Source organism: Streptomyces sp. IBSBF 2435, assembly GCF_036815005.1.
Lineage (GTDB): Bacteria > Actinomycetota > Actinomycetes > Streptomycetales > Streptomycetaceae > Actinacidiphila.
The window spans coordinates 54,798-66,868 of the sequence record NZ_JAJSYW010000006.1; the positions used below are offsets into that span (position 1 = coordinate 54,798).

The window sequence follows — 12,071 nt, forward strand, 5'->3', positions numbered from 1 at the left end:
CCCGTCCGTACCGCCGTCTGCGTCCCCGGCCGCCGCGACGCCGCGCCCGTCCGTAGCGCCGGCTGCCGCGCCGCGCCCGTCCGTAGCGCCGGCTGCCGCGCCGCGGCCGGTCGGGTTGCGGCTGGAGTCAGTGGGGTCGTACAGCCCGCCCCCGGCGCCCGCCGGACCAAAGGCCCAGGCCGAACCCCCGGCCGCCGCCCGGCTCTCGGCCCCGCGCGGGCCAGCCGCGCAAGCGCAGGCGCCGGCGCAGGAGGCCGGCGTGCGCGTGCAGCCCGTGCCGAAGGGCGCTGCCTGCGCCGTGCCGCCGGAGCGGGGGATCGAGCGGGAGCGGGACTGGGTGCGCAAGACGTTCCGGGCGCAGTACGACGTGGCCGCGGGAACGGTGTCGCGGGTGATGTCGGAGGTGCCGGGGCTGCGCGGCGCGAGCCGGGAGAAGGCGTCGGACGCGCTGATCGACCTGGTCGCCGTACGCCTGTACCTGACCGGGAACAGCGCGGGCGTGGACGAGTCCGTACGGGCCGCGCGGGTGGGACCGCATGTGCCGCTGGCGCGCTGCGTGGCCTCGGGACTGCGGCGGCTGCCGTCGTACCGCGGCCCCGCCGTGCTGGGCGCGGAGCTGACCGACGCGGAACGGGCCTGGTACCGGGACGGGCGGCTGCTGACGGAGTGGTCGTTCTGCCCCGCGTCCGTGCTGCCGTCCGCCGACCCCCCGCCGGAGCCGCGGTTCGTGATCTGGTCGATGACCGCGCGGCGCACCGGGCTGCTCGACGCGGCGGCCCCGGACCGGGTGATGTTCCTGCCCGGCACGACGTTCAAGGTGCTGCGCCCGTCCGGCTCCCCGGGCGACCCGGTCCTGATCCGGGAGATGGCGGCCACCGAGATCACCGCGGACGGACGGGTGAGGCCCGGGCGTGCCGCGCTGGACGACCTCGCCCTGGAGAGCCTGGAGCGGGCCGTCGCCGCACTGCTCGCGGTACCCAGTCCGGCCGCAGCGGAGGTGGGCAGGACCAGCAGGCCGCAGCCCCCGCCCGGCCTGCTGGCCGCCGCGCCCCGGCCGCTCGCCGGGACCCGCACGAACGCACCCGCCCAGGGTGCGGCCCACGAGGGAGCGACGCTGTGAACCGGCAAGTGCTTGTGGTCTCCCTCGACCGGCCCGGCGCGTACCGCTCTCTGACCGAGGCGCTCGCCGACGCCGCCGAGGGCGCGCTGATCACCGTGGGCCCGGGCCGCTACGAGGAGGCCCTGCACCTGGTGCGCACGGTCACCCTGGCCGCCGAGGGTGACGGCGGCACGGCGCACGTGCACGCCCCCGCGGGCAGCACCGTCGTGGTGGACGCGGAGGCCGTGCAGATGTCCGGGCTGCTGCTCAGCGGCGCCGACCCGGAGGCGCCGGTGCTCGACGTGCGCCGCGGCCAGGCCGCGCTGGACGGCTGCCGGGTGGCGGGCGAGGCGTGGACGGCGGTGCTGGCGTGGAACACCGGCACGGTGGCGCTGCGCGACTGCCAGGTCACCAACCCCCGGGGCGCGGGCGTCGTGGTGACCTCCGGCGGCGGCAACGTCGTGGAGCGTACGACCGTCCGCGAGGCCGGCTCGTCGGCCGTGGTCGTCGCGGAACAGGGGCGGCTCACCCTGCGGTCGTCCGTCCTGGACCGCGCCGCGGGCAACGGCCTGTGCGTCAACGGCCGCGGCGCGGTAATCGTCGAGGCCACCCGGATCACCGGCAGCGGCAAGCCCGCGCTGGCCGTCGAGCAGGACGGTCGGGCCGAGTTGAGCCGGGTGGAGGTCTCGGGCAGCGCGGGCCTGGACGCGTACCTCGCCAGCACCGCCGCCGTCACCCTGGTTGAGTGCGTGTTCACCGGCTCCCGCGGCGAGTCGGTGTACGTCAAGGAGTGCGCGCCGGTCCTGCGCGACTGCGTGATCAGCGGGGCGGCGCAGGTCGGGCTGCACGCGGCGGCGGGCGCCCGGCCGGCCCTGGACCGCTGCCGGATCGCGGACACCCCGGTGGGCGTACTGACCGAGGACGGCGCCGAGGTCGCCGCAGCCGAACTGACCGTGCGGAACGCCGCGACGGCCGCGGTACGGCTGGGCGGCGGTGCGGCCCGGCTGGCCCGGCTGTCGGTCTCCGACGGCGGCCCCGCCGTGGCGGCCTCCGGCGGCGCGCGGTTGGACGTCGACGGGGCCGAGGCCGCCGTCACCGGGGCCGTCGGCATCGAGCTGGGGGAGCGGGTCACGGCCCGGCTGTCCGAGGTGCGGCTGCGTACCGGCGGCGGCTCCGGTCTCACCCTGGCGGACTCCGCCCGCGCCGAACTGGACGCCTCCACCGTCGAGGGCGGCGCGGTCGTCGTCGGCGCGGACAGCGAACTGACCGCCCGGGACAGCGAGTTCATCGGCTCCGACAGCGACGGCGTCCGGGTCGCCGGCGGTACGCTCACCGCGGTCGGCTGCCGGGTGCACGGCGCCCGCGGCCACGGCGTGCACATCGCCGCCGCCTCCCGCGCGGAGCTGACCAACTGCACCGTCTTCGACAACGCGGGTGAAGGCGTACGGTCCGAGACCGGCGAACCGGTCGGCGTCCACGACTGCGAGGTGCGCGACAACGGCGGTGCGGCCGACCGCCGTCCCGCCGCCGGGCGGCCCGGCGGCAGCGGCCCGGGCGCGGGCGGCGAGGCGCCGGCGGCCACGTCGGCCGGCGGCAGCGGCGGTACGGGGCCCGGTCCCGCCGCTGCGGCAGCCGGGGGCACCGGCGTCGGCCCGCTGGCCGAACTCCAGTCGCTGGTGGGCCTGGAGAGTGTCAAGGCCGAGGTCACCGGCCTGATCGACCTCAACAAGATGACCAAGCGGCGGATGGAGATGGGCCTGCCCATGCCGCCGATGAGCCGCCACCTGGTCTTCGCGGGCCCGCCCGGCACCGGCAAGACGACGGTGGCCCGCCTCTACGGCGCGGTGCTGGCCGAACTGGGCATCCTGCGCGAGGGCCACATCGTGGAGGTGGCCAGGGCCGACCTGGTCGCGCAGATCATCGGCGGCACCGCCATCAAGACCACCGAGGTCTTCACCAAGGCCCTCGGCGGCGTGCTCTTCATCGACGAGGCGTACACCCTGACCAACCAGTCCCGCGGCTCGGGACCGGACTTCGGGCAGGAGGCCGTCGAGACGCTGATGAAGCTGATGGAGGACCACCGCGACGAGATCGTGGTCATCGTCGCCGGCTACTCGGCCCAGATGGACCAGTTCCTGGCGTCCAACCCCGGTATGGCCTCCCGCTTCGCGCGGACCATCGAATTCCCCAACTACGAGCCGGGCGAGCTCGTCACCATCGTGCGCGGACTGTGCGGCAGGCACTACTACGAGCTGGACGACGGCGCGCTGGCGGCGCTGAATCGTTACTTCGTGGATGTGCCCAAGGGCGACACCTTCGGCAACGGCCGGGTGGCCCGGAAGATCTTCGAGGAGATGATCGGCCGCCAGGCCACCCGGCTGTCCGCCCAACCCCACCAGGACGACAGCGCGTTGAGCGTGCTGACCGGTGAGGACGTGACCGAGCTGCCCGGCGCCCCGGCCACCGGCGGCGAACCCGACCTGCCCGACCTGCCGGGGCTGCGCCGGCTGGCCGCCCTCACCGGCCTGGACTCCGCCCGTTCCGCGCTCCGCGCGCGGCTGCGCGCCCTGGCGGGCGCCCAGGAGCGGCCGGGCGCGCGGCCGGAACCGCTGTCGGCCCGCGCCAACGTCGTACTCGAAGGGCCGCCCGGCAGCGGGCGCCGCGCCCTCGCCGCGCTCTACGGGCGCTGCCTGGCCGAGCTGGGGCTGCTTCCCACCGGCGCCACCCGGCACATCCGGCTCTCCTCGCTGCCCGCCCGGTGGGCCGAACAGCCGCTGCTGCGGCTGGCGTCGGCGCTGGAGGAGAACGCCGGCGGCCTGCTCGTCCTGGAGTGGACCGAGGCCTTCGAGCAGCGCAGCCCGCAGTCCCGCGAGGCCGTGCTCAACGCGCTGGCCAGGATCGTCACGGTGCCCGGCGACACCGTGCTCGCGCTCATCGGCACCCCCGAGCACCTGATGGGCCTGATGCGCGAACGCACCGACGTGGCCCAGGGGTTCGCCGAATACGCGCGCCTGGAGCCGTACACGCCGGAGCAGACCGTGGAATTGGTGCGGCGCCGACTGCGCGGCTACGGCTTCCAGTTGGACGAGGAGGCGGCCCAGGTGCTGGCCGAGGCCTTCGGCCGGTCGCCCGAGCCGGCCGGCGCCCACCGCGCGCACCGGCTCGCCGAGAGCCTGGCCGCCGGCGCGCGGTCCAGGACGGTCACCCCGGCCGACCTGCCGCGCCAGGCCCCCGAGCAGTCGGCGGTGCTCTCCCCCGGCGAGAGCGCCCCGGCCCCCGCCGCACCCCCGGAACCCCCGTACCAGCGGCCCGAACCGCTGGCCCGGCTGTGAGCTTCCGGCCCGCCGCGACAGCGACCAGCACCGCGGCGGACCGGGATGGAAGAGCAGACGAAGACCGATGAAAGGACAGCCCGACCATGGCACTGACGTCAGTCGAACTCCAGGGAATGACCGCCGCCCAGGGCACCTTCCAGACCGCCCTCGACGAGGGCTCCAACTCCTACGCCCAGATGGCGGGCCAGATCGACGGCCTGCGCGGGAGCTGGACCGGTGACGCCTCGACGATCTACGGCAACGCCATGCAGGCGTGGCTGGACGACTTCAACAAGGTGAACCAGGCGCTGCGGACCATGCTGGAGAAGCTCCAGGAGAACACGCACGTCTACGCCAACACCCACGAGGAGACCCAGCAGACCGCCAACACGGTCGCCCAGAACATCGCCTCCGGCGTCACCAGCCTCCCCGGCTTCTGACCCGGCAGCCCAGCCCCCACGGCCGCGCGGCACCGAACGGTCCCCTTACGACCGGGTCCCGGTACGCGCGCCCCCGCCGCACCACTCCCGTTCCCCTCTTCCCCCAAGGAGCCCCCGTGGCGACGTACACCGTCCAGATGGAGCAGGTCGACGTCATCGTCGGCGAGATGAACGCCATCACCCAGCGCATCAACCAGGCCCTGGCCGACCTCGACAACCAGGCCAAGGTCAACCTCAGCGAGTGGACCAGCGACGCACAGGCCACCTACGCGCAGGTCAAGGCGCAGTGGGACGCCGCTGCCGCGGACATGACCCAGAAGGCCGCCCTGGCCACGCAGCAGCTCGGGAGCATCAACGAGTTCTACTCCCTGGGCGAGCGCGCGGGCGTCCAGCTCTGGGGCTGACCGGCCATGACCTACGGAACCCTTGACGGCACCCTGCCCCCGGCGCCCCCGGCGCCCAAGCACACCGCCGAGCAGTACGGCGGCGGTACGACGCTGCCGCCCGGGCAGGGGACGTACACCAACGACACGGCGTTCACCCCGCCGGCGGTGCCGGGCGGTGCCGACGGCGGCAAGGGGACGACCGTGGACACCCCGTCGATGGAGCTGTTCGCCGACAACATCGACAAGCTCATCGCGCCCACGCAGCAGGCGGCCAGGAAGCTCGACCCGGTCAACACCGCGCCGGGTGCCTTCTACCACGCCGACCAGATCCGGACGAAGGTCAACGGGCTCAACGCCGACGCCGGGCTGAAGGCCCAGTACGGCAAGGTCCTGGCGGATCTGGTGCAGGGGCTCGGCGACCTGCGGGACGGCGTCAGGGAACTGGCGTCGCGCTACTCCACGGTGGAGGACGCCAACAAGATGACGTCCCAGGACCTCCAGACCGCCATGCAGTCGGCGAACGGCGACTTCTCCGTTCTGCTGACCGACTCGGGCGGGATGCCGTCCGGCGGGGGCGCGTGACCGCACGCGTCACGTGAGCGGATGGCACGGCAGGTCGGTGACGACAGGTCGTGCGTCAGCGTCCTGGCCGGCGGGGCAGCTCGGATCACCTGGCTCCCCGCCGGACAGGACCGGCGGACGAGCGACGGCGCAATGACGGAGGACTTGGCCACATGGGCACCGACTACGACGGCAACGGATTCTCGCAGGGCGACGACGGCGCTGTGTACGGCAACCCGTCCGACACCGGCTCGATCTCCGACTACGACAGCTGGGACTGGAAGCAGATCGAGGCCGCGATCCGCGGGATGTCCGCGGGCACGGACGACGCCGACAACCTCGGCCGCGCCGCGTCCGTCGCGTCGCCGCAGAGCCTCCAGGACGCGGCCAACGCCTTCTACCACGTCCAGATGGTGCTGTCGGGCGTCGCCCGGGCCCTCCAGGACCAGGCCAAGGCGCTCGCCGGCGACGACGGCCCGTGGAAGGGCGACGCCGCCGACGCCTTCCACGACATGATGACCACCTTCTCCAAACAGGTCGGCGCCACCGCCGACGTGCTGTCCGGCGGCAAGTCCGCGGACGGCGGCGGCGGTTCGGGCAACTCCGTCCCGCAGCAGCTGGCGGACAACGCCGTCAACCTCCTCAACGCGCAGAACAAGATCGGCGAGATCGACGCCTGGTACGCCAACCAGGCCACGCTGATGGGCGTCACACCGATGAGCAACGGCCTCATCCCGGTGAGCAAGAAGCCCGAACTGGTCAAGATGCTCAACCGGGACATGCGGGCGGTGCTGAAGAACCTGGCCGCGCATTACCAGGTCACCATCGACACGGTCCGCCCCCCGGGCACCATCACCGGTCCCGGCGCCGGCGACCCGCCGCCGATCGACGAGCCGCCCGCCGATGAGCCGCCCGCGGACTACCGGCCCACCGACTACCAGCCGGCCGATGTCGCGGACCTCGCGAACTCCGGTGACCTGGGCCTCACACCGCCCCTGACCGCCGAGTCCCTGACCTCCCCCGCCGGGTTCGATCCCGCGCAGGACGCGATGCCCAGCCCGTATTCCGGCAGCCTGGACACCAACGGCCCCGGCTCCGGCCTCGGCGGTGACGGCGACGTGAGCGGACTCGGCGGCCCGGGACCGGACGGCGGCCTCGGCGGGGACAACAGCACGCTGGACCCGTCGGCCCTCGACAGGATGCTCAACCCCAGCGCTTTCGGCGGCGGTACGGGCCTCGGCGGGGACGGCAGCCTCGGCGGCGACTCCGGCTTCGGCGGCCTGGACGGCCTGGGCCCCGATTCCTTCGCCCGCTCGACCACCCCCGCGCCCTTCGGCGGCGGCACGGGTCTCGATGGCGCCGGCGGCCTCGGCGGCGGCCCGGGCCTCGGCGGCCTGCCCCCGATCAGCCCCGGGGCCTTCGGCGGCGGCACCGGCCTGGACGGCTCGGGCACCCTGCCCGGGTCCGACCTCGCCGAGGACCCCGCCACCTGGAAGGACGGCGCGACCGCGGCCGACTTCCCCGGCGGCACCGGTATCGGCGGCGGCTCGGGCCTGGGCGACCTGGGCCTGGGCTCCGGCTCCGGCCTCGGCGGCCTCGGCGACTCCAAGGGCTTCGTCCCTTCCGCCTTCCCGGGCAGCGCCGGCACCGGCCTCGGCGGCTCGGTGCCCTCCGCCGGCGACCTCGGCCTGGAGACGGAGACCCCCGGCTTCACCCCGGCCGGCTTCCCCGGCTCCACGGGCCTGTCCTCGGACGGCTCCGGTGTGGTGGGTGGTGTGGGTGGTGGGATGCCGTTCATGCCGGGGATGGGTGGTGGCGGCCAGTCGGCGGCGGGTGGGTTCGACCGCAGCGACGCGTCCGGCCTGCTCGACCCGAACGCCGAGCCGTGGACCGGCGAGTACGACCCGGCGTCCGGTGAGCCCGTGGCGGCCGGGACCGCACCCGCGGGGCAGGGGGGACTCGACCTCCCCGGCGCCCTGTCGCAGGAGCCGGAGGCGGTCGTCCAGGGCGGTGCGCCCGGCATGATGATGCCGGGCATGGGCGGTGGCGCGCCGGGCGGCGCGGGCCGGGAGGAAGGCACCTCCTCCGACGCGTCGGGACTCCTGGCACCAAGCGCCGATCCGTGGACGGAACCCGGCCTGCCGGAGGCCGAGGCGTCCGGCCTGCCGCCGGCCGCCACGGGCGGCGCGGACACGTTGTCCGGGCTGCCTGAGGGTACGGGCACGGGCACGTTGTCCGGGCTGCTGGGCGGTACGGGTACGCCGTCCGGGCCGGCGGACGGTACGGAGACGGGCGCCGGCGGCGCTCCCGTACCGGTAGGAGCAGACGGGAGCGCGGAGCGGTTCGCCGCGCCCGCCGTGGCCGAGGAGGCCGCCGTGCCCGCAGCGGCCCCGTTCCTTCCGATGGGCGGCATGGGAGCGGCGGGCGGTTCGGGCCGGGGTGACGAGGACGACCCCGGCACCCTCGTGGAGCCGACCGCCGAGGAGTTCGCCGAACCGGTGGCTCCCGGGGCCCTGGCCGCCGACGCGCTCGCAGCAGGCACGGCCGCCCCGGCCGTACCGGAGATCCCGGCGCACGGTGGCGAGGAGCAGTACGCCGCGTACGACGGGTCGGGCGGCGCCGAGGAGACCGGAGACCCACTGGTCGTGCTGCGGCCCGCCGACGACGACCTGTCGGAGGAGGACACCGCGGCATGGGGCGTGGCCGGCGCGTCCTTCGTGCCGCTGCTGTGGGCCGCACGCCCAGAGGAGGAGGCGGAGGTCACCGCGCCCGGGTACGCGACCGCCGACGACGGCACGTGGGGCGCCGGTCCCGCGGGCGCTTCGCGGGGGGCGGACGCTTCCGCGGAGACGGAGACGGAGGAGCAGCCGCTGGCCACCTGGCGGCCCAACCGGGCCGCGGCGACCGGTGAGCCGGGCGTGCTCCCGCCGACCGAACAGCCGCTGTCCTGCGCCGCCGCGTCGGCGGACGATGAGTGGGAAGAGGAGGAGCCGGAGGCGGCCGGCGACGAGTCGGCCGAGGAGGAACCCGCCTCGCGCGGCATTGCCGACCTGCTCGTACAGGAAGGCGACACCTGGGGCTCGCCCGCCGCAGACGGCCCGAGCGCGGTGTACTGAGTGGCCGCCGCCAGGAAGAGCCGGCACGCGGGCCGCCCGCCCGCCGCGGACCGCAGCCGCCGGGCCGGCGTGCCACGAGGCCGACGTGAGGAGAGGAAGCCGTGACCACCCCGTACGACCAGGACATCGAAGGACTGCTGGAGCTCTACCGCAGGCAGCGGGAGGAGGCCGTCGAGACGCGGCGCCGGATCAACGAGGTCACGGGCACGGCGACGGCGCCGCGCCGGACGGTGAAGGTGACCGTGGGCGCGCAGGGCGACGTGACGGCCATCGACTTCCCGACCGGCGCCTATCACCGCATGGCGCCCAAGGAGTTGTCGGACGTCCTGCTGGCGACCATCCGCGAGGCGCGGGCCGACGCGCTGGAGAAGGTCGCCGAACTGACGTCGCTGGCCCTGCCGCCCGGGGTGACGGTGGCCGCCCTGTTGCGCGGTGAGGTCGACCCGGCGGCGATCCTGCCCGACGACCCGGCCATGCCGGACCCGGTGCGGGACTACATCGACAACGGCCGCCCGGAAGGAGCCGCCCGCCGCCCGTAGCCGGCTTCACCCCGACTCTCCGCCCACGTAAGCCCGTTCAGCCCGCCCACGTGCGTCCGTTCACGCGTCACCACCGAGCCCACCCAGGGAGTTCCCATGTCAGGCGAGTCGTTCTCGGTCGACACCGACGGTCTCCAGGCCCAGATGCCGTACATGGAGGAGCTGGCCCAGCGCTTCCGGACCGTTCACGAGGTGCTGGAATCGCGGCTGGGCGCGCTGGGCGAGTGCTGGGGCGACGACGCGTCCGGTACGGCCTTCCTGCGGCAGTACGCCAAGCCCAAGGGGCAGATCCTTGAGGCGACGGCCGGCGCGGGGGACGTACTGCGGAGCACCGGCGACGGCCTGCGGACCATGGCTCGCGGCTTCCAGAGCATCGAGTCCCAGAATTCCGAGTCGGCCCGGCGGCTCGGGACCTCCCTGGAACCGGGCGCGGTCCCGGGCGGCGAGAGCGGGGGAGGCGGCGGCGAAGGCGGCGGCCACACGGGGTCCGGCCGTCCGTGAGCGTCAACCTGCCCCCGGAACTGGGCTGGGTCGCCCGCCTCGCCGTCGGCCAGTCGTGGCCCAAGGGCGACGAGGACAGGATGCGCAGCCTCGGCATGGCCTGGGACGACGCCGCGCGGGCGCTCGCCGCCATCAGCCGGGAGATCACCCCCGCCACCCGGGGCGTGCTCAACAGCGTCGGCGGCTCAGTGGCGGACGAGTTCGGGTCGTTCGTCCGACAACTCCAGTCCAACGTGCCGGACATGGCCGAGGCGTCGAGCCAACTCGGCAAGCTCGGCAGGAACACCGGGGTGCAGCTGGAGTACGCGAAGTACATGATCCTGGTCCAGCTCGTCTGGCTGGCGTTCGAGATCGCCCAACTGGCCTTCTGGGCGCCGGAGGCCATCCCCGCGCTGATCACCTCCGTGCGGCTGGTCGTCCGGATGCTGCTGCGCCGCCTGTTCACCGCCATCGCCACCGGCATCGGCATGATGGTGGCGATGGACGCGGTCATCCAGGGCATCCAGATGCTCAAGGGCGACCGCACGTCGTGGAGCGTGGAGAACACGGTCGCCGCCATCGAGAGCGGCGCCATCGGCGGTGCGATCGGCGGCGCCGCCTTCGGCCTGGGCGGGGCGTTCGTCCCGAAGTTCAGCGGTTCCCTGATCGGCAAGGCCATCCTCGGCGCGGGCTCCGGCGCGGCCAGCACCGTGGCCATGAACGAGCTCTTCCACAGCGGTGAGCCCGAGGACGTCGGATTCGGCGCCGCGGCCGGTGCGATCGGTGCGCTCGGCGGTGGCGGCAAGCGGCGGGCCGGCGGCGGCGGGGAGACCAGGGTCGACACCTTCGACTTCCACCTGCCGTCCGTCCCCGACCTTCCGGACCTGCACGGTCCCGCCAAACCCCCGGGGAGTGGCTTCGAATCCGGCGGCACCGGCGGTGCGTCCGGCCGCGGCGGTCCGGCCGCGAGCGGTCCCGACGCCGGGTCCGGCCCCGGGGCCGGGAGCCACGGTGGCGCGGCCACGGACGGTTCGGGCGGCCCGCCGGTCCGTACGACGGGCGGTCCCGTGAACACGACGGGCGGTGACACCCGTGCGCCTGGCGGAACTCCGTTCGTACGCCCGCCCGTTGAGTCGGAAGACGGCCATGTGCCCGTGGCGGAGGCAGGCTCCCACCCGTCGGCGGCCACCGGACCCGAGACCGTATCGCCGCGCCCGGTGCGTACGACCGGTTCCGCCACGGCCGGCGGCCACGGCTCCGACGTACCGGACCACCGCGCGGGCGGCCCCGCCCCGGTCAGCGGCGTCCGTGCGGCCGGGACCGGCGGCAGCGGCGGTACGTTCACTCCGCGCGGCGCCCCGCCCACCACGACCGCGTACCACCCGGCCGCCGGGGGCGAGGGCCGTACCGCCGAACCGGCCGTCCGCCAGAGTGCGGCGCCGAATTCCGAACTGCCGGGCTTCACCACGGCGTTCCCCGCCCGTACCGACCAGGCGCCGGCCGGCCCGGTTGCGTCCGGACCCCCGGTGACGCACACGTCCGGTGCTGGGGACGGGCCGGTACGTGGCGAGCAGGGTGCGGCGCCCTCCGCGCTTGGGGGGTCCGGCGGCGTGGTGGCGCCGGTGCACGTGGAATCGGCTGCGCTGTCCCCCGGGGCGGGTTCCGCCACGCCGGTCCGATCCGACACTGGCCAGGACGGTGCGCCGCACGGCGGGCCGGCCGAGGTCGCCCCCCGCGCGCCGAGGCCGCCCGCGTCGGTCGGTGGCGAGGGTGGTGGTCTCGGCGCCGGGCACAGTGCCGGCGCCGGAACCACCGGCACGCAGGGTGCCGGGCACGTGCCGCCCGCGCACCAGCCGCCAACCGTGGTCGCGGAACCCTCCGAGGCCGGCGGCTCCCACCTCGTCCTCCCGGACACTCCCAGCCGGACCCCGGGCGGATCGCTCAGGTCGGGCGGACCTGCGGTGGGCGGTGGTGGCCACGTGTTTCCCGAGGTGCCGGCGCATACTCCCGGCAGTGTGGCGGGTACGGCCCCTGGTCCCTCGGCAGTTCACGTCCCCGGGGGCGGACTTGCGGTCGGTGATGGTGGTGGCCACGTGTTTCCCGAGGTGCCGGCGCATACTCCCGGCAGTGTGGCGG

The 12,071-nt window shown here is 75.0% G+C and carries 9 protein-coding genes; all 9 read left to right on the plus strand.

Annotation, left to right across the window (positions count from 1 at the left end; translation table 11 throughout):
• Positions 1 to 259 precede the first annotated feature (259 nt).
• On the plus strand, positions 260 to 1,120 hold the full coding sequence (locus V7E46_RS02480) for a hypothetical protein (protein ID WP_333766852.1): 861 nt from the start codon (positions 260 to 262) through the stop codon (positions 1,118 to 1,120).
• Entirely contained in the window at positions 1,117 to 4,431 is a 3,315-nt protein-coding gene (locus V7E46_RS02485) for a right-handed parallel beta-helix repeat-containing protein (RefSeq protein WP_333766853.1), read from the plus strand. The genes V7E46_RS02480 and V7E46_RS02485 overlap by 4 nt, the downstream gene beginning before the upstream one ends.
• An 86-nt stretch (positions 4,432 to 4,517) precedes the next feature.
• Positions 4,518 to 4,853, plus strand: coding sequence for a WXG100 family type VII secretion target (locus tag V7E46_RS02490; protein WP_333766854.1), 336 nt, complete (start codon positions 4,518 to 4,520; stop codon positions 4,851 to 4,853).
• A gap of 116 nt (positions 4,854 to 4,969) precedes the next feature.
• Positions 4,970 to 5,257 (plus strand): WXG100 family type VII secretion target, encoded by a 288-nt coding sequence (locus V7E46_RS02495; protein ID WP_329172976.1) that lies wholly within the window; start codon positions 4,970 to 4,972, stop codon positions 5,255 to 5,257.
• Between the two features lie 6 nt (positions 5,258 to 5,263).
• Positions 5,264 to 5,821, plus strand: a complete 558-nt coding sequence (locus V7E46_RS02500) for a hypothetical protein (protein ID WP_329172974.1) — start codon at positions 5,264 to 5,266, stop codon at positions 5,819 to 5,821.
• 152 nt (positions 5,822 to 5,973) lie between these two features.
• Positions 5,974 to 8,916, plus strand: a complete 2,943-nt coding sequence (locus V7E46_RS02505; protein WP_333766855.1) for a WXG100 family type VII secretion target — start codon at positions 5,974 to 5,976, stop codon at positions 8,914 to 8,916.
• Between the two features lie 101 nt (positions 8,917 to 9,017).
• Positions 9,018 to 9,455, plus strand: a complete 438-nt coding sequence (locus V7E46_RS02510) for a YbaB/EbfC family nucleoid-associated protein (RefSeq protein WP_333766856.1) — start codon at positions 9,018 to 9,020, stop codon at positions 9,453 to 9,455.
• Positions 9,456 to 9,551: 96 nt separating this feature from the next.
• Entirely contained in the window at positions 9,552 to 9,956 is a 405-nt protein-coding gene (locus V7E46_RS02515; protein ID WP_333766857.1) for a WXG100 family type VII secretion target, read from the plus strand.
• The coding region (locus tag V7E46_RS02520) for a WXG100-like domain-containing protein (protein WP_443053950.1) at positions 9,953 to 12,071 on the plus strand (2,119 nt) is incomplete at its 3' end. The genes V7E46_RS02515 and V7E46_RS02520, both read left to right, overlap by 4 nt.